The organism is Ruminococcus sp. HUN007 (genome assembly GCF_000712055.1).
Classification (GTDB): domain Bacteria; phylum Bacillota; class Clostridia; order Oscillospirales; family Ruminococcaceae; genus HUN007.
This window is the reverse complement of record NZ_JOOA01000002.1, coordinates 245580-268170: the sequence shown is the minus strand read 5'-3', so window position 1 is coordinate 268170 and position 22591 is coordinate 245580. Positions and strand designations below refer to the sequence as shown.

Below are 22591 nucleotides of genomic sequence, written 5' to 3'. Positions count from 1 at the left end.
TCTTATGATAGAAAGACGGTGTCCTGAAATGAACGAAATTACTCTTAAAGTTTATAACATCAAAAACCTCGACTGTGCTCACTGCGCTTCAAAAATCGAAGCTGCCATTAATGAAATGGAAGAAGTGGAAGAGGCAATACTCGTTTTCACTTCGAAAAAATTCAGGATAAAAGCGAGGCATACAGAAGAACTTTTTAATAAAATAAGCAGTAAATGTGATGCGATCGAACCCGGTGTGGAACTAATTGAGGAAGGCAGCGGAACATCTCACCGTACCCGCAGAAATCATTCCCACGTGGAAGAACATCATCACCATGAACGTGATGAAGAAGGCTGCTGCTGCCATGATCATGACCACGAACATGAACACGAACATCATCACCACGATCACGAAGAGGATCACTGCTGCTGTCACGACCATGACCACGAACATGAGCATGAACACGAGCATCATCACCACGATCACGAAGAGGATCACTGCTGCTGCGGACATGAGCACGAACATGAGCATGAACACGAGCACCATCACCACGATCATGAAGAAGATCACTGCTGCTGCGGACATGAGCACGAACATGAGCATGAACATGAGCATCATCATGAAGAAAAGGCTGCATCTGAACACAGTCATGACCACGTTCATTCTCACGAACACGGCGAAAGCGAAAAATCAGAGCTGCCTGTTATAATTGCAGGTGCTGTGCTTCTGGTGGCTGCTAAAATTGCTGAATTCTTTGTGGAAAATGAATGGCTGAATGCTTTAATGTACGTTGTACCGTATCTTATCCTCGGCTGGGAGATCCTTTCCGATGCTTTTAAGGGAATATTACGCGGAAGAGTCTTCAACGAGAAGTTTCTTATGTCCATTGCTACAATAGCGGCTTTTGTTCTGAAGGAATATCCTGAAGCTGTCGGTGTTATGCTCTTCTTCCGCATAGGCGAATACTTTGAGGACAGGGCGGTTGAAAAAAGCAGAAAATCAGTTATGGATGCCATCGACATGCGTCCTGAAACAGTAAACCTTGTTGAAGGAAATGAGGTTACCGTTATTCCTGCTGAGGAAGCAGAACCGGATGACATCATTCTTGTAAGAGCCGGCGACAGAATACCTCTCGACGGAGTAGTAGTTGAAGGGAAAAGTGAGATTGATACATCTTCAATAACCGGTGAGCATCTGCCGGTTGCTGTAAAGGAACATGAAAGTGTTCTTTCCGGATGCGTAAACTTAAGCGGCGTTCTGAAGATAAGAGTAACAAAGTATCTTTCGGAGTCAATGGTCAGCAGGATCGTTGACAGCGTCGAAAATGCAGCAGCCGGCAAACCTAAGATAGACCGTTTTATTACTAGATTTGCAAATGTATATACACCTGTTGTAGTTGCTGCAGCTGCACTTACTGCAGTTGTCCCTTCACTGATAACCGGAGACTGGCGCAAATGGATCTACACTGCAGTTACCTTTCTTGTAATCAGCTGTCCGTGTGCGATCGTTCTCAGTGTACCTCTTACATACTTTGCAGGTATCGGAGCCGGTTCGAAGAAGGGGATACTTTTCAAGAGCGGTTCATCGATCGAAGCAGTATCTGCTGTTAAAGCTGTTGTAATGGACAAGACCGGCACAATAACCAGCGGTATATTCAGCGTTGACAGTACTGAGACCTATTCAGATACAGATGAAAATGAACTCTGCCGCATTTGTGCGTCGTGCGAAGCTGTATCAACACATCCGGTAGCACAGTGCATAGTAAGAAAGTCAGAGGAACTTGACCTTAAGCTTTCCGATGCTGAAGATATTACTGAATATGCCGGAATGGGCATGGAAGCGGTGATCGACGGAAAAAGAGTTATCTGCGGAAATGCTGAACTTATGAAAAACAGAAATATTGACATTTCATCGTATACAGCAGGTGAAGCGTGTACTGATGTCCTCTGTGCTGTGGACGGTGTGCTTGCCGGATGCTTCAGAATAAGCGATACACTGAAAGGCGAGAGCGTCGGGGCAATCGAGAGCATCAGATCCAGAGGCATTAAAACTGTAATGCTCACAGGTGACTCGGAAGCCAGCGCTGCAAAAACAGCTCGCGAGACAAATATCGACCGTTACTTTGCTAAGCTTCTTCCTGAGGAAAAGCTTGAAAAAATGAAAGATATCCGCAGTGAATACGGAGCAGTAATGTTTGTCGGTGACGGTATAAACGATGCACCGGTACTTGCCGGAGCTGACGTAAGTGCGGCGATGGGAAGCGGTGCTGACGCTGCGATCGAAGCTGCCGATATAGTTATAATGAATTCAGAAATGGATGCCGTTCCGAAAGCACTTAAGATCTCTTCGGACACAAATCATATTGCAAAGCAGAACATCATTTTTGCTCTTGCGTTCAAGCTTGCCGTAATGATACTGGGTATTGCAGGGTTCGCAAACATGTGGTTTGCAGTATTTGCTGATTCAGGTGTAGCAATGCTCTGTGTGCTTAACTCCGTAAGGATACTCAGAAAAAAAATACTGATATTTTCAAAACCACCAAATCAATATATACCAAAAACGCAGGGCAGTTTCTGACTCTGCGTTTTTGATTTAAGGAAACATTAAATTCAAAAATAATTATTTTGAATTTGTATAATTCGTTGATTTTCTGCGTGAAATATGGTATACTATTAGTAGTAACTTTCTTATAAAATGACAATTTTATCAGGAAAACACTGAATGATCAGTGTTTTACGAATATAACGGAGTAAACAGATGTCTATAATCATTAACAACATAAAATCGCAGATATCCGAAGATGCAGAAAATGTGATTCGTAAAGCTTTGAAAAAAGCAGATATCAGAAAATCAGATACACTGAAAACCGGCATCTACAAGACATCGCTGGATGCGAGAAAACGTACTGATATTCATTTTGTACATTCTGTTTATGCCGATCTTGGTGATGCAGAAAGAGAAAAAAAAGCTTTGTGCTTCGGATGCTTCGCTTCAGTATATAGACAGTGAAGTGAAAAAACCGGTTATAAAAAGCGGTAACTACAAAGGAAGGATAGCTGTCACCGGTTTCGGTCCTGCAGGCCTGTTCTGTGCTCTGGTTCTGTCTGAAAACGGATACAGACCGATAGTTTTTGAACGAGGGGAAACGGTTGACGACCGTGCACGTTCAGTGGAAAGGTTCTGGAACGGAGGACCGCTCAATATCAGCTCGAACGTTCAGTTCGGTGAAGGCGGAGCGGGAACTTTTTCTGATGGTAAGCTTACTACACGTATAAAAGATCCTTTCTGCCGTTACGTACTTGAGAGCTTTGTGAAATTCGGTGCGCCTGAGGAGATCCTTTTCAGGGCTAAACCGCACATAGGAACGGACAAGCTTAAAAGTATAATAAAAAGAATGCGTGAGCAGATAATGGAAAACGGCGGAGAAGTGCATTTTAACACTACTGTTACCGGGTTTGAAACAGACGGCAGCAGAATATGCAGGGTAAAGACTGACAAGGGCGATCATGATGCAGCGGCAGTTGTTATGGCTGTAGGAAATTCCGCAAGAGATACCTTTGAAATGCTTTTTTTCAAACAGCATTCTTATGCAGACCAAGCCGTTTTCAGTCGGTGTCCGCATAGAGCATCTTCAGGAGAGCGTAAATGAAAGCCTTTACGGTGAGTTTAAGGACAATCCGTTTTTGCCGGTCGGTGAGTACCAGCTTTCATACAGAGACAATGAAGGCAGAGGAGTCTATACTTTCTGCATGTGTCCGGGAGGAATGGTCGTTCCTTCAGCAAGCGAGGAAAATACTGTAGTAACCAACGGCATGAGCGAGTTTTTACGTAACGGAAAAAATGCGAATGCAGCTGTTGCGGTCTCTGTATCCGAAAAGGACTTTGGCAGTTCACCTCTTGACGGTATGTATTTTGCGAGAGAACTGGAAAGGCGTGCATTTGAGCTTGCCGGAAGAGACTATAAAGCGCCTGCAACAACGGTGGGCGGATTCATGAGCGGAAAACCGTCTCTGGAATCTGCTATTGTACCAACGTTTGCACGCGGACTTGCAGAATGTGATTTTAACAGGCTTTTTAATGAAAAGATAAACAGTATGCTGAAAGCAGGCCTTATGGATTTTGGCCGTAAAATGCGCTGCTTCAGAGACGAAAGCGCGATAATGACAGCTCCTGAAACAAGGACTTCATCACCGCTTCGTATACTCAGAAATGAAGAACTGGTTTCTCCGGTGCTTGACAACCTATATCCGTGCGGAGAAGGTGCGGGATATGCCGGCGGAATAACGTCAGCGGCTGTAGACGGTATAAAAACAGCTTATAAATTAATGGAGAGATTCTCTCCTGAATAATAAAGAAAAGGCAGATAGACATGAAAAACATTATTAACAGAAAAATCCTTGCTTCCTGCTCAAAGGTGAAGGAAAGGGATCTTACAGCATATTCACTCGGAGGACTGATGTACACACCTGCACACAATGATAAAGTGGCTGAGTTTCTGACTGCAAAAAAATATCAGCATCTTCGTTCACTGGCACTGTGCCTTGAAGACGCTATTGCAGACGGCTCCGAGGAGGAAGCAGTAAAACAGCTTAAAACGACTTTCAGTGAACTTAAGAAGAATGTTCACGACGGCAGGATCTTAAAAGATGATCTTCCGTATATTTTTATCAGGGTGAAATATCCGGAACAGATAAGCAAAGTTCTGGAAGAAACAGATGATGACGGAATACTTTCAGGTTTTATTTTCCCGAAATTTGATATGAGCAACGCGAGAGCGTATCTTGAGGAGATAACAAAGGCATCTGAAAGGACCGGCCGTGTTCTTTATGCGATGCCGATAATCGAATCCCGTGCTGTTTCTGACCTGAGAAGCCGCGTGACAACACTTCTTACTCTGAAGGATGTAATAGATTCATACCGTGACATTATAGTCAATATACGTATCGGAGGGAATGATTTCTGTTCACGTTTCGGCGTGCGCCGCAGTATAAATGACACAATTTACGATATAGCTGCAGTAAATGCCGTGATCAGTGATATTGTGAACGTTTTTGCTGAAGACTATGTTATTTCGGCTCCGGTATGGGACTATTTTGAAGGTTCGGACAGGAATGATACATCCTGGGCGGAAGGACTTCGAAAAGAAATGCACATGGACATTCTTAACGGCCTTGTAGGCAAGACCGCTATACATCCTTCTCAGCTTCCTGTCATAGATGAACTTCTGGCCGTATCGCCTGAGGACTATAAAGATGCATGTGAACTGCTGAACTGGAAAGATACAGCTCTTGCAGTTGCAAAGGGAACAGCAGGCAACCGCATGAATGAACTTGCCGTGCACAGAAACTGGGCAGGCAGAATACTTATAAGAGCTGCCGTATATGGAATAAAAGAAACAGAAAGGATAACAGACATTGCTTGAAATTATAAAAAACAAAACACTCTTTCCTGATACAGATCTTGTTAAAATGGTAAAGAGGGATAACAATCCGAAAAGAAATTACCTGCTTGTAAACAGCCGGCAGGGAAAACATATTCCTACTGATCCTGAACAGGTAAGTTACCTCTGCACTACACTTGCGGGAGAGATAAAGAAATCGATCGAAACAGAAAAGATACTTTTCATAGGTTTTGCAGAGACAGCTACAGCTATAGGTGCAATGACTGCTGCCCGGTTCATAAACTCTTATTATATACATACCACCAGGGAAAAGGATGAGACCAGAACTCCTGTTGCTGTTTTCAGTGAGGAACACAGCCATGCCACAGAACAGTATCTTTACTGTGATGACTGGGATAAGGTTATCAAAGGTCTCAGGTATATTGTTTTCATTGATGATGAAGTCACTACAGGAAAAACTGTACTTAATTTTATTGATGCCTTAAAGCAGTACGATGATCTTCCGTGGGGACTGAAGTTCGCAGTCTGCTCACTTCTTAACGGGATGAGTGAAGAAACTGAAGAGTATTTCAGACAGAATGAAATAGACGTTCAGTGGCTTGTAAAAATCAAAGCCTCACCGGATTCGGATGAAACCTATACATGCGAACCAAAGTGTAAAAAGCGTACTTCGGATTATGAGTTTACTGAAAAACATATATCAGGTAAGGTGGATCCTAGAAAAGGTCTGAAAGCGAAGGACTATAAAATGGCCTGCACAAATCTGGCTAAGCAGATAACAGCTGAGATACCGCATTCCCAAAAGCAGCGTATAGCAGTTATAGGTACTGAGGAATGTATGTATCCAGCGATAATGACAGCTTCAAGGCTTGTAATGGATAAGGTTACTGCAGTAACTCATTCAACTACCAGAAGTCCTATCGTTCCGGAAGCTACAACAAGGTATCCGCTGTTTTCAAGATATGAGGTCGACAGTTTTTACGAAAAAGGCAGAAAGACCTATATTTACAATTCTGATGAGACAGAATATGATCATGTTATAGTCGTAACTGATTCAGAAAATGAAGATTATGATTTCTCATCTTTTGCTGCTGCATTCCCGCTGACGAAAAAATTCACTCTTGTCAGGTGGGTGAAGTAAATGCGTTCCTCCTACAGTGAAGAGGATGTAACAATACTTCTTAAGGATATTACGGGAATGGTTGAACCGCTTCCTTCTGAGGTAAGGGAAAAGCTGATCCAGTCAGGGACACATTACTGCGAAATGCTTCCGCTTGAGTACAGGCCCGGAGAAAAATACTTTGCTTTGTACAGAGAGGCGCTAAGGAAATATTCCGCCGAAACAGGAAGAGCGGCAGCCGTTGCAGCTGAAAAAATAAAAAAACGATACGGCAGTAATATTGTACTTGTTTCTCTTGCCAGAGCAGGTACCCCGGTCGGCATAATCATAAAGCGGTATCTTAACAGAAAATATCCTTTTCTCAATGTGTTTCATTATACTATCTCGATCATTCGCGGAAAAGGTATTGATCACAATGCGATGAAGTATATTCTGGAAAGACATGCCGCATCGGACATCTGTTTTGTTGATGGATGGACAGGTAAAGGTGCAATACTTGACACACTGAAAAGAGAACTTTCCGCATATCCGGGAGTATCTTCAGAACTTGCTGTTCTTGCAGATCCGGCTAATATAACCAGCCTTTCCGGAACCAAATCAGATTTTCTGATCCCGAGTTCCTGCCTTAACTCTACTGTATCGGGACTTATGAGCCGTACATTTCTCCGGCCTGATATAATCGGTGAAAACGACTTTCACGGAGCTGCATATTATGGTGAGCTTGAAAAGGAAGATCTTTCGGCTGAGTTTATTGATACTGTGATGAATACAATAGATTTTACTGAAAATTACGAAATTTCCGATTCCGAAAGCTGTAAAGTTACTGGACTTGACGAGGTTAAAAAGATACAGAAGGACTTTTCTGTCGGTGATATTAATCTTGTTAAGCCAGGGATCGGTGAGACGACCAGAGTACTTCTGAGACGTGTTCCGTGGAAAATACTTGTAAGTGATCCGGATGACAAGGATTATCTTGCTCACATTTTCAGACTGGCTGAAGAAAAAAATGTCGAAGTAATAAAATATCCTATGGTACGCTACCGTGCCTGCGGTATTATAAAAAAACTTGCAGATACTTAAGGAGTGATTACTGATAATACTCTTTGCTTCCGATCTTGACAACACTCTTATACATTCCTACAAAAGAGCGGCAGAAACTGATGTATGTGTGGAGTACAAAGAAGAAAAAGCTCTGTCATACATGACGCCTTATGCTCTTGATCTGCTTAAGAAGCTGAAAAATCAGAGCGGACTGGTATTCGCACCGCTTACCACGCGTTCTTCCGAGCAGTATGAACGCATCAGTTTTTTTGATGACGGTCCTCCGGAGATAGCCCTTGCTGCCAACGGCGGAATACTTTATACTGACGGCATATTTGACGATGAATGGTTTGAGGAATCCAAAAGGATGATTTCCGGCTGTCAGGAAGAATTCAGAAAGGGGATCGAATGGCTTTCCGCAGACAAAAACGTGTATTTTGAAATACGTGTTGTGGACGAGCTTTTCGTATTCACGAAGTCTTCGGATCCGGCAGGAACCAGAGCCGGACTGGAAGGCATACTTGACATGAATAAGGTTTGTACCTGGAACACCGGAGACAAGGTGTACATTTTTCCTGAAATTCTTACCAAGGGAAAAGCTGTCGAAAGGCTCAGGAAAAAATTTTCTCCCTCTCTTGTAATAAGTGCCGGGGACAGCGATTTTGATATTTCAATGCTGGAAAGTGCAGACATTGCGCTCTGTCCGAAGGATCTTATGCATTATGTCAGTACGGATAAAATCACTGGGTTTGATACAGCAGAAAGAAACTTTGCAGAGCAGATCCTGGAATATATTTCAGATATCGCAAACTGACTTCAGCTTGTCAGTTTCTTTAAAGTTAAATCTCCGGATTTTCCGGAAAAAATAAATGATAATAGGTAAAGGTGGGGTTATTATGAGATGTATCAATATTTCACAGCTTAACAAATCAATAAAGGGCGATGCACTGGAATTCATAAAAAAATCAAATGAAGACTATATGGCAAAGGTCGCTGCCGTTGCAAAAAGTGTTGCTGAAAGCGGCAAGCCGATCGTTCTTCTGTCCGGTCCTTCCGGTTCAGGCAAGACAACTACAGCAATGCGACTGGCAGATGAGCTTGGAAAGAACGGAATAAAGGCTCGGGTTATCTCAATGGATAATTATTTCATACCGAACAAGAATATTGAAGAAAAGAATGTTCCTCGTGATGAAGAGGGTAATATTGACCTTGAATCTCCTTACAGAGTCGATATTAAGATGTTCCAGGAACACATGAGGCTTATGGCTGAATGCAAACCTGTTGAAGTTCCTGAATTTGATTTTGTAACGCAGGATTATAAATCATATACGCCGATAACAAGGGAAGAGAATGAGGTAATGATCTTCGAGGGCATTCATGCACTTAATCCGGAAGTAAACGGCGGTGTCACCGATACTGCTACCTGTGTTTATGTCAGTGTCAGAACCCGACTCAAGACAAAGAACGGCGATCTGCTGCATCCTTCGCACGTAAGGCTTATGAGAAGACTTCTTCGTGACAGACTTTTCCGTGGAAGAGAATACGACGACATTTTTGCTATGTACAAGAGTGTGCAGCGAGGCGAAAATCTCTATATAATGCCGTACAAGAACAGAGCAGATTTTGATATAGATACTTTTATCGATTACGAAACACCGGTATACAAGGGACTTATCTATGATGATCTGCTGAATGCTGAAAAGTCGAAGTACAGTGACATGCGTTCCATGGTTCTTAAATATCTTGAAGAAATAGAACCTATTCCTTCAGTTTTTGTTCCGAAGAATTCACTTATCAAGGAATTTATCGGCTGATATCATTAAGAAAACGCTGCTTTTTATGATATGAGCTGTGCAGCGGATTCGTGTCCGGTTAGTATCTGCCGGTCAGAATCTTCTTAAAATCTGAAAAAACTATTGCTTTACAGACAAAAATATGTTATAATAAATGTGCTGTGTGAACGTAACACAGCACATTTTAATATATGCAGCGGTATCGAAGTGGTCATAACGGACATGACTCGAAATCATGATGCCCCCCTGAGGGGACGTGGGTTCGAATCCCACCCGCTGCGCCAGAAAAAAAACGCTGAGTTCTCTTTTGGACTCAGCGTTTTTATGTTGTTGATTTAGTACAAATCTGTACTATGCAAAGCACGGTAATCCGAAAAATCAATAGCAATAATACACAAAAAAGATCTGAAATGTGTTGATATCTTGACTGTTTTGATAATTTGCTATATAATAATAGTATGAAGTTTTATGAATTCACTGATCGGTTTTTAATACAAATTTACTGGGGATGGTCAGAGATCCTTTCGCTTATTTTCGCAAGATCCGAATCTGTTTTGATCAGTGTTTTCCTTATTTATGAAAGGGTTATTATATGGTATACTATGCAGAACTTAATATACTGGGGTTCTTTACCTGTCTTATAATACAGCATAAAGAGGCTAAGGACAAGCAGGAGATCTTTTCTACCAGATCTTTCAAAAATATTCTCCTTATCATAGAATCGATATTTCTGCTTGATACTGCTTCACTCCTTATTCAGAATGATATGATGCCGCATACTCATATTGTGCATCTTATGATAATGAACGGTTATTTCTTTCTTCAGGCGCTTTTTCCGCTTGAAATACTGAAATACTGTATGGGAGTTGAAAAAATCAGGTCGCGCACTATCCGGATCCTGACATACATTCCCATGATCATCACATTTGCTGTTCTGGTCGTCAATTCTGTAAAACCGTTTGCATTTCAGATCGGTGAAAACGATAAGTATTCCAGACTCTCTTCGACCGGGTTCGTGTATGTCGTTATCTGGCCGATAGTTTATGTATTAGGCGGACTTTTCTTCCTTATTGCCTACTATAGAAAATCAACTGATATCAAGCGTGAGAATTACAGGCACATAATTATTTTCGCAATGTTCGGATTTATGGCCGGAATTCTTTCGATTCTTTTCAAGGGTTTCCTTCTCTGGCCTTTCATTTCGCTTGGCCTGATCTACCTTTATGTAAATGTACTGAGCAAGAGCAACCAGAAACTCGATATTCTTGCATTCAAAGATTCACTTACCGGTGTTGGAAATGCCGCTCTGTATGAATCTGTTTCCGGACATATCAAGGCCCAGATCGATGCAGGTACTGCAGAATTTGCACTTGTTGTAATGGATGCAAACAGTCTTAAAAAGATCAATGACAATTTCGGCCATGAAGCCGGAAACGAATATATCAGGACATCAGCAAGATTTATCTGCCGGATCTTCGATCACAGTCCTATTTTCAGAATAGGCGGCGATGAATTTGTCACAATACTCGAGCATTCAGATTATGAAAACAGGGAAGAGCTTTTAAGAAGATTTGATACTGAAATACTTCACGAAAAAGCTGTTTCCGACGGAGTGGAATTTCCTCTTTCCATTGCCCGCGGAATGAAAGTCTATGAAAAGGGACTTTCATTTTCCGAAGTGTTTTATGAAGCGGACAATCTTATGTACGCCAACAAGTCTGAAGTAAAGAAAAAAGCCACTGCTGAATTTTTAACGGAAAACGTCAGCGGTTAAATGAATTGTCACCGCGGATTTCCGCTCAGTTTCCTTAAATAATTACTTAAATCAGTATATCCTGACCTGTCTGCACAGGAAGGATGTGCTGATTTTTTACTTGTACTTGACATTGTGTTCTCTTTATTGTAAAATCATTAATGTATGTCAGAGCAGTTCTGATTTAAATTTTTAAACCGGAGAGTAAAAAATGATATTTAAAACTGTAGGTTTTATCGGCTTCGGCCTTATCGGCGGATCGATAGCTAAAAAGATGAGGATCAATGATCCTGACGTTAAAATTATTGCTTCAGAAAGAAGACAGGAAACGATCGATACAGCTTATGCTGCCGGACTTATAGACAATAAAAAAATCCTGTATAATCTCTGATTTTTCAGGATGTGATGTAATATTTCTGTGTGCACCGGTAAAAAAACAATATTGATTACCTTCACAAGCTTAAGCCGGTTATCCGCAAGGACTGTGTGATCACTGATGTGGGAAGTACCAAGACTGAGATACACGAAGAGGTTATCCGTCTTGATCTTGAAAAGAACTTCATAGGCGGACATCCTATGACAGGTTCTGAAAAGACCGGTATAGAAAACGCCGATGAATATCTGCTGGAAAATGCGTACTACATAATTACGCCTACTGAAAAAAATACTGAGGAACAGATCGAAGGATTCCGTAGTTTTGTAAAGTCCCTGGGTTCTATCCCGCTTGTTCTTGACTATAAAAAGCATGACTATGCAACAGCATCCATCAGCCATCTTCCGCATATGATCTCCTATGCTCTTACAAACCTTGTAAGGAACATTGACGATCAGGATGAAACAATGAAGACTATTGCTGCCGGCGGATTCAGAGATATGACTCGTATTGCAGCATCATCTCCTGTTATGTGGCAGAGCATCTGTCTTTCAAACAAGGAACAGCTCGTTTCGCTCATGGATCAGTACATCGACGAAATAACACGTCTCCGTGAGAGCATAGATCACTCGGAAAAGCAGGAACTTCTCAATTATTTTCAGGAAGCCAAGGAGTACCGCGATTCGCTCTTTATTCCGAACAAGAGATCGAGCACTGTCTGCTATGAAATGTTTGTTGACCTTGTCGATGAGGCCGGCGGGATCGCTATCATTGCCAGCATGCTTGCTTTCAAGGGCATTAACATCAAGAATATCGGTATCATCAATAACCGTGAGTTTGAGGAAGGCGTTCTCCGTATCGAGTTCTATACACACGAAGCACTTGATCTTGCTGTTGTGGTACTTAAAGAAAAGAATTACAAAGTTTACTGCAGATAGATCTTTCAGGTATATATTATCAGAGCCGTCGGTTTAATTGACCGTCGGCTTTTTTTCATCTGTTTGAGGCAGACGATATACATTGTGAGATTTTAGATAACATTTTCTGCCCGTCACGATGATAAAGGTGTATACGTTCACTTAAAAAGAGTGATATTTAACTAAAGAGGCATCTTAAATTTATGATTTACTTGACAGCTTAATTAATCTGTAGTAAAATAAAAACAGTAAAGATTTCAGGGAAAGCAAAGATTAATTATTTAAGGAAACGCTGATTTATTCATAAATCAGCGTGGGGCTCCGGGGCGAAGCCCCGTAAATCCCACCTCCGGAAATCCGGTGAAGCCGGATTTCCGATATAATCAGTGTTTCCTTAATTAAACTTTAACTTAATCAGTTTTCCACGGTGTGTATTTCAGGAAAATTTATTTTTTGAAATGAGGTAGTGTTTATGTCAAAGAATCTCGTAAGAATTATATCAGCAGTAAACGCAGCAGTAATGATGAGTACTGCGGCTTCAGTTTTTCCGGTATCTGTTTCAGCTGAAGATACCGGCGTAATATTTGAATCGGAAGCAGAAAAAATAGATGGAGTGGAAAACTGGACTTCGATCTATGAAAACCAGATCCCTGGTTATTCAGGAGACGGTTTTGCTTATCTCACAGCTAAAAACATAGAATTCGAGGTCGAAGCTCCTGAAGAAGGACTTTATGAAATTGATGTAAGATATGCACAGATTCTCAGCGAGGAGGGAAGAATGCAGACTATCACTATTAACGGTGCAGAATACAGTAAAGTGTTTGCCTACACTGACAAGTGGGTCGATACAGAATTCGGAAAATACAGACTTAAAAAGGGTACAAACAAGATAGCGCTTATTCCGAAATACGGTTATGCCGCATTCGATAAAATCACAATAAAGAAAGCTGTAATGCCTGATCTGAAGGCGGCGGCTACTGCTGTTCCGTGCGATCCTGATGCAACAAAGGAAGCTAAAGGACTCATGAATTATCTTTACAGTGTTTACGGCACAGGCATTCTTTCCGGTCAGCAGACGATCTACGGCGGCGGTCACAAAATGAATACTACTATCCGCTACAATGCTGAAAAGGATATCTGCGTTGATGAATCAGGTAAGGAATACAGCTTTGATCCGGCTGACAAGGCAGTTGCAGATGACGGTTCAAAGTTCGTATGGAAGTGCAAGGACGAAAACGGTCAGGTTTACAGCTATGATTCCCAGAACCGTAACTACAGCTACTGCGAATACGACAGGGAACTTAAATATCTTAAGGAAACAGTCGGAGACATGCCGGCTATTCAGGGATTTGACTTCGGCGCCAACTGTCCGTGCTACAAGTGGGATGACGGCATCGTTGAAAGAATGATCGACTGGACAAACAACAAGAACGGTATCTGTACAGCATCATGGCATATTAACGTTCCTGTAACAATGGCTGACTATACTCTCGGCGAACCACTCGACTTCTCAAAGACAACATATTCTGAAAAATGTGACTTCAGTCCTTCAAAGGCAATGGAAAAGGGTACTCCGGAAAACGACTACTGGTCACTTTGTATTAAGAATCTCGCTGAACAGCTTTCAGTACTTCAGGAAGCTGGAGTTCCGGTACTCTTCCGTCCTCTTCACGAAGCTGACGGTAACTACTCAAACGGCGGCGTTTCATGGTTCTGGTGGGGCAAGGAAGGTCCGGAAGTGTACAACAAACTCTGGAAGTATCTTCAGAAAGAGCTTCAGGATACATACGGAATCCACAATCTCATCTGGGAACAGAACCTCTATACCTGGTCAGATGCATCTGCAGAATGGTACACAGGTGATGAGTATGTTGACATTGTAGGATACGACAAATACAACACACAGTACAATCGTCATGACGGAAAAACAAGCGGACCGAACCTTGATGCGGAATCAGGTATCTTCTGGAAACTGTACGATACAGTTAAAGGTAAGAAGATGGTTTCAATGCCTGAAAACGACACCATCCCGTCACTCGACAATATAACGATCGAAAAGGCCGGCTGGCTCTATTTCTGCCCTTGGTACGATGAAGAAAGCACACCGAAGTTCCTTTCAGGCGAGGAATATCAGAATGCAGAAGAAGTAGAAAAGCTTTACAAGAGTGATTACTGCATAACACTTTCAGAACTCCCGAAGGACTGGAAAGGCTATGAGGCATCTACCGCTCCGACCGATCCCGGGAAAGACAAAGATCCTGGAAAAGATAAAGATCCTGATAAAAATACTGATCCGACTGCGGAACCTTCTCCGGATAAGGATGTAAAATCAGCAGGTCTCGGTGACGTATATACAGACGGCAAAATCGACGTAACAGATCTTACCGAACTTTCACTCGCTCTCTTAGGAGACAGAAAGCTTACAGATGATCAGAAGAAGCTTGCTGACATTGACGGCGACGGAGAACTCACGCTTGCCGATCTTGCAAGACTTCGTCAGTATCTTTCAAAGAAGATAGATAAGCTTGGCTGATCAGTTTCATAAATCCTGCATCGGTTGAAGCCTGATCGCCGGTTTGATCAGAGTTTCCCTGATTTTGAGGATATATTAAGAAAAAGCTGCGTTATCACCGTAACGCAGCTTTTGTGGTCTTTATATGCAGAATATACTTGCTTTCTTCCCTCAGGATCTTGACCCCAAAACGGCAGCAGTGATCATAGCACTGATAGTTCTGGTTGTAGTTGTGGTGCTGTATTTTTCTTTGTAAAATGTCAAAAACCATTGACCTGTTATACAAATTATGGTATGATAATTATAAAGTTTTTACTTTTATATAATGGATAAGGAGATCAAAAAATGAAAAAACATTATGGCACTATAATTCTTTCAGCATTAATGGCAGGAACAGTATTTACAGGATGCGGACCTGTGGAGAACTCTGAACTGCCGGCTGCGGAACCAACGGTGACGGAGGAAGTGACTGAAGAAGCTGCTGCTGAAACAGAAGAGATCACTGAGGCTGAAACAGAAGCAGAGACCGAACCGGAAGAAACTGAGCCAGCAGTTACGGAATCAGCTTCGAAACGTGATTCCAATCTTGCTGCAATTGACGGTACAAAAGAGATCGTATTCGGAGAATATGCAGATTACGGCGGAACGCATACTTTTAATGAGCTGTTTGAAGAAGGAATGGCCAGCGTTTCTGACAGTGCAGACGGACTGGCTATGTGTATCCGTCATGTAGGAGATGCTGCTGGATCACAGTATTACGAGGCTGCTTATACATCAGATTTCGGGAAGACCTGGAAACAGGCTGAAAGTACCACTGATATTATAAGAATCACTAACGGAGTGATAACTTTTCATGTCCTGGACAGCGGCGATATTCTGCTGTTCAGATACCACGGACCTGACAGAATCGGTCAGCCGGCTGTACAGCTCTTCACACAGAGTGCTGATGATCCGAAACCTAAGATCAGTCAAACTATTTTCCTTGATGATTACCTTCCGGCTCCGGAGTATGATGCAGAAAATTTTGAGGCTTCATATGTGGAGGGAAATATTCTGCACGTAGACTGTCTGAATAAAGAAAAAGAGATCACAGACAGCTTTGACGTCCCGCTCGATGAACTTGAATTTGAGTTTTAAAGATATTGAGATGTGAAAAAGGAGAATTATGACGGAGATATCAGAATGTTTAAGAATAAAGTTGCTGTTGTAACAGGCGGGGCTAATGGAATCCGGATGGAGTTTATCTGGTCAGTAGACCGAAATTATTAAAAAATATTATCAAATCCTCTTGACTCTGACGTAACGTCATAGTATATACTAATGATCACAGGAGGTACAATGCTATGAAATATCAGATAAAGGAATTTGCAAAGCTTACTGATGTAAGTGTGCGCACACTTCATTACTATGATGAAACAGGATTACTGAAACCGGCTTTTGTTGACGAACAGAACGGTTACAGATTTTACGACGAAAAACAGTCTTGCAAGAATGCAGGAGATCCTGTTTTACCGTGAGCTTGATTTTCCTCTGAAGGATATTTTAAAGATCCTGTCATCTCCTGACTATGACAGAAAAAAAGCTCTCGAGGCACAGAAAGAACTTATGATCCTAAAAAAGAACAGGATTGAAAAGCTTATTTCAGCTCTCGACGATGCCGTGAAAGGAGTTAAAATCAATATGAAGGTATTTGATAACAGTGAATTTGAGGAAAAGCGTGAGGAATACGCCCGCGAAGCAAAAGAGAAGTGGGGAAATACCGAAGCTTACAGTGAATTCGAAAAGAAGAACGGCTCATTTTCGACGGATGATATCAGATCTCTGGCAGCCGGTATAGATGAAGTTATGGCTGAATTTGCAGAATGCATGAAAAACGGATTCGCACCGGACAGTGCTGAAGCAAAGGGCCTTGTAAGAAAGCTTCAGAATTATATCACTGAAACAAGTTATACCTGTACAGATGAGATCCTCGCAGGACTTGGTCAAATGTATACCGCTGATGAACGTTTCAGAAAGAATATTGACAGGCACGGTGAAGGAACAGCGCAGTTTATTTCTGATGCGATAGATAAATACTGCAGCTCTGTAAAATAATCCTTTTTGAACTTAGTGAACTGTGGGTAAATCTATATGAAAACACCGCACCAAAATCACATCATAATGGTTTGGTGCGGTGCTTTTTAATAATTGACCTGTTATACAAATTGTGGTATAATATTTATATTCATACCATGACGGAAAATATGAGTATGCCGATTATATGAAAGTGAGTAATTAATGATGATAGATAATAAGAAAGAACAGGAACGTGCAGAACTTCATGCTGTTCTTAATGCGGAGATAGCTGAGATAGTGAAGCGTTAAGATGAGCTGAGGGCAGAGATTGATCGTATTATTTCGAAGATTGAGGGATTAACATGATAAAAATATTGTTTTTGATTGCAATTGTCGGACATTTGCTCTGCGGATATTGCGACTGTCTTTTGACTTATATACCAGGCGGTAAGAAATTTGGAGCAAAACAGTTGAAAGATAATGCTCTGATGGCAGATACGTTTGAAAAGATGCCTCTTAAAAATCCAGTGCTTTCAATGCTTCTCGGATGTCTGGCCTTATTTATGTGTTCGGCAGGATATTATGGAATATATCTCTGGATGAAAGAATTTTCCGAAGTGTGTGCAGCAATCATACTGATCTCATCTGCACTGTTTCTGATTGCTGGTACAGCACATCATGTTCTTTGCGGTGTTGCAGAGTGGATGTATATATCTATGGGAAGAACTGAAGAAGCACTTAGAGCGGTTATAAAACTATTTAAAGATACTTCGGCCACAATGATAGTCTGCTATCTTGGATGGGCTGTATTTGGAATTGCTCTGTTTGTTTCGGTTATCACAGGTAAGACTGATCTTCCAGCGTGGGCTTGCGTATTTAATATTCTGTCCCTTTATGCATTAACTTTTCCTTTTCATATTGGTGGTACCGGAAACTGGTGCGGAGCAGTAATGTTTGCAGGACTTTTGATGCTTATTTGAAAAGAAAAATCGGGATTTTGATACTGACTTAAGTGATTTTAGGAGAAGATTTTAGATGGGATTATTTAATAATGATGACTATAAGAAGAAGCTGGAAGAAATAGAAGAAAGCTTCAGAGAGGAACGCAGAAACGCTTTTGAAAAGGATCTCTCAGAGTTTGATTTCAGTATGCCTTTGTCAAAGGCTACAGTCGGGACCATATTGCCTACAGTAAGTCTCAGTTTAGTAATGATGATTCGTTATGCTATTAAACCGATACTTTACGCTAATATGACAGGCGAGAAACTGACTTTGAATAAGCTGATGCCGGTAATTATGTCAGTGCTTCTGGTGCTTGTATTTATATTTGCAGCGATTTTTTTTCGCTACGCACCTATGCCGGAAGTTAAAGGTGAGTTTTTCCGATATAAAAAAGAGGATTTTCACTGTTCTGATATTAATCAGATAAAGGTATCACGAATTAGGATTATTACAGTTTATCTTTCGAATGGAAAGAAAATACGTATCACACGAGATTATGAAAACTATGAAACTTTTCTTGTCTGGGCTGAAAAATGCGGTATTGATATTGACAGGGCAGTGGACTACGGAGACGACGTTGATTTTCCTCAGGATCTTGATCCAAAAACGGCAGCAGTGATCATAGCACTGATCGTTATGGTTGTAGTTGTAGTGATTCATTTTTCTTTGAAAACCTGAAAAAAAGGAGTATTTTCCTTCGGAAAATAAATTAATGAAAACAGATAAATTTATATCAATGATAACGGTGATATGACCGAATCGATTTTATAATGGAGTATTAGGGAGAAATAAAAATGTCTGAAAACAAAATTGAATACAAAAGATTAACTGAAAAAGAACTTGATACTTTTATAAAAATGCGTATAGCCCAGCTTCGTGAGGAGGGGGCAAAAGAAGATATCGATCTTTATCCGGCTTTGAAAGATTATTATACACGACATATGGCTGACGGAACGTTTGTGTCCTGGCTTGCTCTTGATGGTGAAAAGATTATTGGAACGAGCGGGATGTCATTTGTCGAAAAACCCCCGTATTTCGGTTGCCCGAGCGGTAAGATAGGACTTCTTTCAAGTATGTTTACCGATAAAGAATACAGACGCAAAGGAATTGCGAGAGAACTTTTAAGTCGTGTTGTAAATGAAGCAAGAGAATACGGATGCGGTACAGTTCAGATCACTGCGTCAGATATGGGAGTTAAACTTTATACTGCTTTTGGATTTACTCATAACAATAATTTTATGCAGTATAAACTTTGAGAGGTATCATCGGAGTATTTCCCTTCGGGAAATAAAATAGAAATTTTCCAGTCCGGTACTGGAAAATCACATGTTCCGAAAGAGCGGAGGAGAGAATTTTAATAGGTGCGTTATGAATAATCCCTGGAAAGATATAGATTTGAATTCTTATGAAGCTCATATGAGTTTAGAAAGCGTTCACCAGTTGCAGGCAATGAATCAAATGATTAAAGAGCAGTTTTCGGATTATGATGTCGAATCAATTATGATTCTTGGAATTGCAGGCGGCAATGGGCTTGAACACATTGATCGGGAACGAATAAAATGTGTATATGGAGTAGATATTAATCAGGAATATTTAAATGAATGTTCAAAGAGATATTCTGAGTTGGATAGCATTTTTTAAACCTGTATGCGCTGATTTATCCGAAGTCAATCTGAAACTGCCTTATGCCGATCTGCTTGTTGCAAATCTTTTGATCGAATACATAGGATATGAGTGCTTTCAAAATGCTGTAAAAACCGTACATCCTAAATACGTATCCTGCATTATTCAAATAAATAAAGATACATCTTTCGTTTCTGATTCACCATATCTGCATGTATTTGACCGTCTTGATGAAATACATCATCAGATACAGGAAGATGAACTCGCTGGTGCTATGCAGAAAATCGGGTATATCAGTGGTACAACTGACGTATATGATTTACCTAACGGGAAAAAATTAGTACGACTTGATTTTATAAATTCAGCTTTAAGATAGAGGAGATATCAAATATGTTTGAAAGTGAATACGCCAAAATAGAATACATAGAAAAAGATAATGCTGTATTTCATGTCTGGAAAAAAGAAGCTCACTACGATGACTATCGTGATCCTGTAACCGCATCGTTGAATCTACTCAGAGAACATAAAGACAGTGTTTTTCATTGTTGATGCAAGGAACGGATTTGAAGATGTTAAAGAAGATGTAGAATGGGGTTTTACTTACTTCCTCCCTGAATTAAAGAAAACAGGCTGCAAAATATGGGGATTCATTCTGCCTGAAGTCTCTGATATTGAAGGCGAGATAGATCTGTGGACTGCTGAGATCGAAAAGAATTTCAAAGTTATCAGAGCTGAATCATACGAGGCAATAATGGATGGAATCCAGCGCGTTGAAAAATGAGTATTTCCCTTCGAAAAAGAATATTAGGTGAATTATATGAATGTACGTGAATACCTGGATATACTGCATATAGCAGAAAAATTAAAGGATACACCTCGACATTGTAAAACTTCGCACGGAAGGACAGAGAGTGTTGCAGAGCATAGTTGGAGAGTATCGCTTATGGCGTTATTACTGAAAAAAGAGTTTCCTTATGCTGATATGGACAAAGTTGTAAGCATGTGTCTGATCCATGACCTTGGAGAATGTTTTTACTGGTGATATTCCAACCTTTCTTAAAACAGATACGGACAGAAAAACAGAAGATTCACTTTTGCGGAAATGGATTAATTCAATGCCTTCCGAATTGTCAAAAGACATTTCAGCATTATACAGTGAAATGGAAGCACAGGAAACGACAGAATCAAAGATCTATAAAGCTCTTGATAAACTTGAAGCGCTGATACAGCATAATGAATCGCCTCTTGATTCGTGGTCTGATAATGAATTTGAGTTAAACAAGAGTTATGCATTTGATACCGTTTCTTTTTCGGAATGGCTTACAGAACTAAGAAAAGCGATTCTTGAGGATACGATAAACAAAATAGAAAAGAGCCTATTCCCAGAGAATTGTATGAGGGAAATTCAGAATAAGACTAAGGAGATGAAACAGGATGCTGATAATATTTGAAGGATTAATAATGAGTTTCTGGTTACTGATCATCTGCGTTGTTGGTATTGCAAATGGCGCTGTTGGACTGGTGACCTTTTACGAGCAGGATGTGAAAGACAAGGCAGTTGAACTCGGACTGACGACAGCTGAAAAAATAAAAAAGGCATCGGCAATATCGGGTATTGCTTTGTTTGTGCCGATTTTGACTGTTGTTCCGGCTGTCGTGTATTTCTATAACGGTGTCGATGGATTTCTGAATGGATTTCTTCAGCTTTTAGGAATTTATATGATCATGAATCTGTTTGACAGATTATTTATTGACGAATGGTGGGTCGGACACACTAAAGCATGGATCATTCCGGGCACAGAGAATCTTAGACCTTATATAAATGCAAAAGTAAAAATCAGAAAATGGGCTGCTTCCTGCGTTGGATTTACGATTCTTTCAGCTATATTATCAGGATTAATGCAGCTGATTCGTTAGAATCATTCAGAGCTTAATAATCTACTTCAGGTGTTGCTGGTGGATATGGCATTTATGCCTTGGTTCGTTGCATTAGAAGGAGTATTTCCCTTCGGGAAATAAAATAGAAATTTTCCAGTCTCAGACTGGAAAATCACATCGAGATCATAAAAAAGAACAAGAAAGGACGTGCTAAATTGATAACAAAGCGTGATATATTTGCCTTTCTGGAAGAGGCGGGAATTAAGCATGATGACATAGTAACCATTCACTGTTCTTTACGAGCAATCGGAGAAATTGAGAATGGTGCTGACGGTCTGATTGATGCATTCCGTGAGTACCTGCATGACGGACTCTTTATTGTTCCGACGCATACATGGGATAAGGTTTGGAAGAATTCACCTTATTACGATGTCAGATCTACTGTTCCTGATATTGGAACGCTTGCTGAGATAGCTGCTTTTCGTAAGGACGGTGTACGATCCCTGCATCCGACTCATTCTGTTGCAGTGTTTGGTAAAGGTGCAGCTGAATTTGTACGTGGAGAAGAAAAATGCGCATCTCCTGCCCCAGTGGGTAGTTGTATCAGCAGACTTTACGAAGCAAACGGAAAAGTACTCCTCGTCGGTGTCGGACATGAACGTAATACATATCTTCATTCAGTGGATGAGCGGCTCGGAATTCCGGACAGACTGAATCCAAATCCTTTTGAGATCACGATTGTGGACTACGATGGAAAGATGCTTAAATCTCCTCCGTTCCATACTCATTACACGGCTGCATCAGACAGATGCGTTTCAGAGTATTATCCAAACTACAAAGAAGCGTTCGAATATACTGGCGCTGTGACATATTCAAAGCTTGGAAACGCATTAGTGTATGTCTGTGACTGCAGAAAGATGACAGATACCTGCAGAAAAATATGGGAGAAGGCAGGCCGTGACCTTTGTATCTCGCCTGAACCGATTCCCCGTGAATGGTATGAAGAAAGTGAAGAACAAAATGAATAAACACATCGATATGCTCGGCCATATAAAGAGCAAAGAAGAATTTATTGAATTTATGAAGTATTTCACAGATAATTAAAAGCAGGTCTAAAAAAAGAATACTGAGTCGGTTTTAGGG

The 22591-nt window shown here is 40.9% G+C and carries 25 protein-coding genes, 1 tRNA gene and 1 pseudogene; all 27 read left to right on the top strand.

Annotation, left to right across the window (positions count from 1 at the left end):
* Nucleotides 1–28: 28 nt before the first annotated feature.
* The 27 genes and pseudogenes from CC97_RS05265 to CC97_RS05165 all read left to right on the top strand — a co-directional run bounded on the left by CC97_RS05265 (nucleotide 29) and on the right by CC97_RS05165 (nucleotide 22476).
* Nucleotides 29–2557: a heavy metal translocating P-type ATPase gene (locus CC97_RS05265; protein ID WP_044976800.1), complete on the top strand. Its 2529-nt coding sequence runs from the start codon at nucleotides 29–31 to the stop codon at nucleotides 2555–2557.
* Between the two features lie 180 nt (nucleotides 2558–2737).
* Nucleotides 2738–2989 (top strand): hypothetical protein, encoded by a 252-nt coding sequence (locus tag CC97_RS20890; RefSeq protein WP_242848132.1) that lies wholly within the window; start codon nucleotides 2738–2740, stop codon nucleotides 2987–2989.
* A complete protein-coding gene (locus tag CC97_RS20885; protein WP_242848131.1) occupies nucleotides 2928–3629 on the top strand; it encodes an NAD(P)/FAD-dependent oxidoreductase in 702 nt (233 codons plus the stop codon). The genes CC97_RS20890 and CC97_RS20885 overlap by 62 nt, the downstream gene beginning before the upstream one ends.
* Nucleotides 3538–4329: an FAD-dependent protein gene (locus CC97_RS20880; protein WP_242848130.1), complete on the top strand. Its 792-nt coding sequence runs from the start codon at nucleotides 3538–3540 to the stop codon at nucleotides 4327–4329. The genes CC97_RS20885 and CC97_RS20880 overlap by 92 nt, the downstream gene beginning before the upstream one ends.
* Before the next feature lie 20 nt (nucleotides 4330–4349).
* Nucleotides 4350–5402: an HpcH/HpaI aldolase/citrate lyase family protein gene (locus CC97_RS05255; RefSeq protein ID WP_044974134.1), complete on the top strand. Its 1053-nt coding sequence runs from the start codon at nucleotides 4350–4352 to the stop codon at nucleotides 5400–5402.
* Entirely contained in the window at nucleotides 5395–6522 is a 1128-nt protein-coding gene (locus CC97_RS05250; RefSeq protein ID WP_049962702.1) for a phosphoribosyltransferase domain-containing protein, read from the top strand. Before CC97_RS05255 ends, CC97_RS05250 begins: the two co-directional genes overlap by 8 nt.
* Nucleotides 6523–7581 (top strand): cysteine protease StiP family protein, encoded by a 1059-nt coding sequence (locus CC97_RS05245; protein ID WP_044974133.1) that lies wholly within the window; start codon nucleotides 6523–6525, stop codon nucleotides 7579–7581.
* A gap of 88 nt (nucleotides 7582–7669) precedes the next feature.
* A complete protein-coding gene (locus CC97_RS05240; RefSeq protein ID WP_049962701.1) occupies nucleotides 7670–8356 on the top strand; it encodes an HAD hydrolase family protein in 687 nt (228 codons plus the stop codon).
* Between the two features lie 82 nt (nucleotides 8357–8438).
* A complete protein-coding gene (locus tag CC97_RS05235; protein WP_049962700.1) occupies nucleotides 8439–9356 on the top strand; it encodes a hypothetical protein in 918 nt (305 codons plus the stop codon).
* Nucleotides 9357–9528: 172 nt separating this feature from the next.
* Nucleotides 9529–9619 (top strand) — tRNA-Ser (locus tag CC97_RS05230).
* A 308-nt stretch (nucleotides 9620–9927) separates the two neighbouring features.
* A complete protein-coding gene (locus CC97_RS05225; protein ID WP_044974131.1) occupies nucleotides 9928–11109 on the top strand; it encodes a GGDEF domain-containing protein in 1182 nt (393 codons plus the stop codon).
* A 190-nt stretch (nucleotides 11110–11299) separates the two neighbouring features.
* Entirely contained in the window at nucleotides 11300–11479 is a 180-nt protein-coding gene (locus CC97_RS21535; protein ID WP_347493484.1) for a hypothetical protein, read from the top strand.
* A gap of 107 nt (nucleotides 11480–11586) precedes the next feature.
* Nucleotides 11587–12399: a prephenate dehydrogenase/arogenate dehydrogenase family protein gene (locus tag CC97_RS05220; RefSeq protein WP_347493483.1), complete on the top strand. Its 813-nt coding sequence runs from the start codon at nucleotides 11587–11589 to the stop codon at nucleotides 12397–12399.
* Between the two features lie 451 nt (nucleotides 12400–12850).
* Complete coding sequence (locus tag CC97_RS05215) at nucleotides 12851–14911, top strand: glycosyl hydrolase (RefSeq protein ID WP_044974130.1); 2061 nt, start codon at nucleotides 12851–12853, stop codon at nucleotides 14909–14911.
* A 324-nt stretch (nucleotides 14912–15235) separates the two neighbouring features.
* Complete coding sequence (locus tag CC97_RS05210) at nucleotides 15236–16027, top strand: hypothetical protein (protein ID WP_044974129.1); 792 nt, start codon at nucleotides 15236–15238, stop codon at nucleotides 16025–16027.
* A 206-nt stretch (nucleotides 16028–16233) separates the two neighbouring features.
* Nucleotides 16234–16407 carry a MerR family DNA-binding transcriptional regulator gene (locus CC97_RS20875; protein ID WP_156036777.1) on the top strand — a complete coding sequence of 58 codons (174 nt, stop codon included), beginning with the start codon at nucleotides 16234–16236 and terminating at the stop codon, nucleotides 16405–16407.
* A complete protein-coding gene (locus CC97_RS05205) occupies nucleotides 16331–16984 on the top strand; it encodes a TipAS antibiotic-recognition domain-containing protein (protein WP_242848129.1) in 654 nt (217 codons plus the stop codon). The genes CC97_RS20875 and CC97_RS05205 overlap by 77 nt, the downstream gene beginning before the upstream one ends.
* Before the next feature lie 323 nt (nucleotides 16985–17307).
* Nucleotides 17308–17925 carry a DUF6796 family protein gene (locus CC97_RS05200; protein WP_156036775.1) on the top strand — a complete coding sequence of 206 codons (618 nt, stop codon included), beginning with the start codon at nucleotides 17308–17310 and terminating at the stop codon, nucleotides 17923–17925.
* Between the two features lie 55 nt (nucleotides 17926–17980).
* Nucleotides 17981–18625 carry a hypothetical protein gene (locus CC97_RS05195; RefSeq protein ID WP_044974127.1) on the top strand — a complete coding sequence of 215 codons (645 nt, stop codon included), beginning with the start codon at nucleotides 17981–17983 and terminating at the stop codon, nucleotides 18623–18625.
* A 116-nt stretch (nucleotides 18626–18741) separates the two neighbouring features.
* The gene (locus tag CC97_RS05190) at nucleotides 18742–19203 is read left to right on the top strand and encodes a GNAT family N-acetyltransferase (protein WP_044974126.1); all 462 of its coding nucleotides are present in this window, start codon (nucleotides 18742–18744) and stop codon (nucleotides 19201–19203) included.
* A gap of 112 nt (nucleotides 19204–19315) precedes the next feature.
* Nucleotides 19316–19588 carry a hypothetical protein gene (locus CC97_RS20870; protein WP_242848128.1) on the top strand — a complete coding sequence of 91 codons (273 nt, stop codon included), beginning with the start codon at nucleotides 19316–19318 and terminating at the stop codon, nucleotides 19586–19588.
* Nucleotides 19545–19946, top strand: a complete 402-nt coding sequence (locus tag CC97_RS20865) for a hypothetical protein (RefSeq protein WP_242848127.1) — start codon at nucleotides 19545–19547, stop codon at nucleotides 19944–19946. Before CC97_RS20870 ends, CC97_RS20865 begins: the two co-directional genes overlap by 44 nt.
* Before the next feature lie 14 nt (nucleotides 19947–19960).
* Nucleotides 19961–20119, top strand: coding sequence for a hypothetical protein (locus CC97_RS21530; RefSeq protein ID WP_347493479.1), 159 nt, complete (start codon nucleotides 19961–19963; stop codon nucleotides 20117–20119).
* A complete protein-coding gene (locus tag CC97_RS21525) occupies nucleotides 20103–20351 on the top strand; it encodes a hypothetical protein (RefSeq protein ID WP_347493477.1) in 249 nt (82 codons plus the stop codon). The genes CC97_RS21530 and CC97_RS21525 overlap by 17 nt, the downstream gene beginning before the upstream one ends.
* A gap of 36 nt (nucleotides 20352–20387) precedes the next feature.
* Nucleotides 20388–20940, top strand: a pseudogene (locus CC97_RS05175) (HD domain-containing protein); the annotation flags it as partial.
* A gap of 64 nt (nucleotides 20941–21004) precedes the next feature.
* Nucleotides 21005–21487 (top strand): hypothetical protein, encoded by a 483-nt coding sequence (locus CC97_RS05170; RefSeq protein ID WP_044974125.1) that lies wholly within the window; start codon nucleotides 21005–21007, stop codon nucleotides 21485–21487.
* 176 nt (nucleotides 21488–21663) lie between these two features.
* Nucleotides 21664–22476: an AAC(3) family N-acetyltransferase gene (locus CC97_RS05165; RefSeq protein ID WP_044974124.1), complete on the top strand. Its 813-nt coding sequence runs from the start codon at nucleotides 21664–21666 to the stop codon at nucleotides 22474–22476.
* Nucleotides 22477–22591 lie beyond the last annotated feature (115 nt).

What these genes read in the sequence shown, in the direction of transcription:
- CC97_RS05265 (WP_044976800.1), top strand. Translation starts at nt 29, where the DNA reads ATGAACGAAATTACTCTTAAAGTTTATAACATCAAAAACCTCGACTGT.
- CC97_RS20890 (WP_242848132.1), top strand. Translation starts at nt 2,738, where the DNA reads ATGTCTATAATCATTAACAACATAAAATCGCAGATATCCGAAGATGCA.
- CC97_RS20885 (WP_242848131.1), top strand. Translation starts at nt 2,928, where the DNA reads ATGCAGAAAGAGAAAAAAAAGCTTTGTGCTTCGGATGCTTCGCTTCAG.
- CC97_RS05255 (WP_044974134.1), top strand. Translation starts at nt 4,350, where the DNA reads ATGAAAAACATTATTAACAGAAAAATCCTTGCTTCCTGCTCAAAGGTG.
- CC97_RS05245 (WP_044974133.1), top strand. Translation starts at nt 6,523, where the DNA reads ATGCGTTCCTCCTACAGTGAAGAGGATGTAACAATACTTCTTAAGGAT.
- CC97_RS05235 (WP_049962700.1), top strand. Translation starts at nt 8,439, where the DNA reads ATGAGATGTATCAATATTTCACAGCTTAACAAATCAATAAAGGGCGAT.
- CC97_RS05225 (WP_044974131.1), top strand. Translation starts at nt 9,928, where the DNA reads ATGGTATACTATGCAGAACTTAATATACTGGGGTTCTTTACCTGTCTT.
- CC97_RS21535 (WP_347493484.1), top strand. Translation starts at nt 11,300, where the DNA reads ATGATATTTAAAACTGTAGGTTTTATCGGCTTCGGCCTTATCGGCGGA.
- CC97_RS05215 (WP_044974130.1), top strand. Translation starts at nt 12,851, where the DNA reads ATGTCAAAGAATCTCGTAAGAATTATATCAGCAGTAAACGCAGCAGTA.
- CC97_RS05210 (WP_044974129.1), top strand. Translation starts at nt 15,236, where the DNA reads ATGAAAAAACATTATGGCACTATAATTCTTTCAGCATTAATGGCAGGA.
- CC97_RS20875 (WP_156036777.1), top strand. Translation starts at nt 16,234, where the DNA reads ATGAAATATCAGATAAAGGAATTTGCAAAGCTTACTGATGTAAGTGTG.
- CC97_RS05200 (WP_156036775.1), top strand. Translation starts at nt 17,308, where the DNA reads ATGATAAAAATATTGTTTTTGATTGCAATTGTCGGACATTTGCTCTGC.
- CC97_RS05195 (WP_044974127.1), top strand. Translation starts at nt 17,981, where the DNA reads ATGGGATTATTTAATAATGATGACTATAAGAAGAAGCTGGAAGAAATA.
- CC97_RS05190 (WP_044974126.1), top strand. Translation starts at nt 18,742, where the DNA reads ATGTCTGAAAACAAAATTGAATACAAAAGATTAACTGAAAAAGAACTT.
- CC97_RS20870 (WP_242848128.1), top strand. Translation starts at nt 19,316, where the DNA reads ATGAATAATCCCTGGAAAGATATAGATTTGAATTCTTATGAAGCTCAT.
- CC97_RS20865 (WP_242848127.1), top strand. Translation starts at nt 19,545, where the DNA reads ATGAATGTTCAAAGAGATATTCTGAGTTGGATAGCATTTTTTAAACCT.
- CC97_RS21530 (WP_347493479.1), top strand. Translation starts at nt 19,961, where the DNA reads ATGTTTGAAAGTGAATACGCCAAAATAGAATACATAGAAAAAGATAAT.
- CC97_RS05170 (WP_044974125.1), top strand. Translation starts at nt 21,005, where the DNA reads ATGCTGATAATATTTGAAGGATTAATAATGAGTTTCTGGTTACTGATC.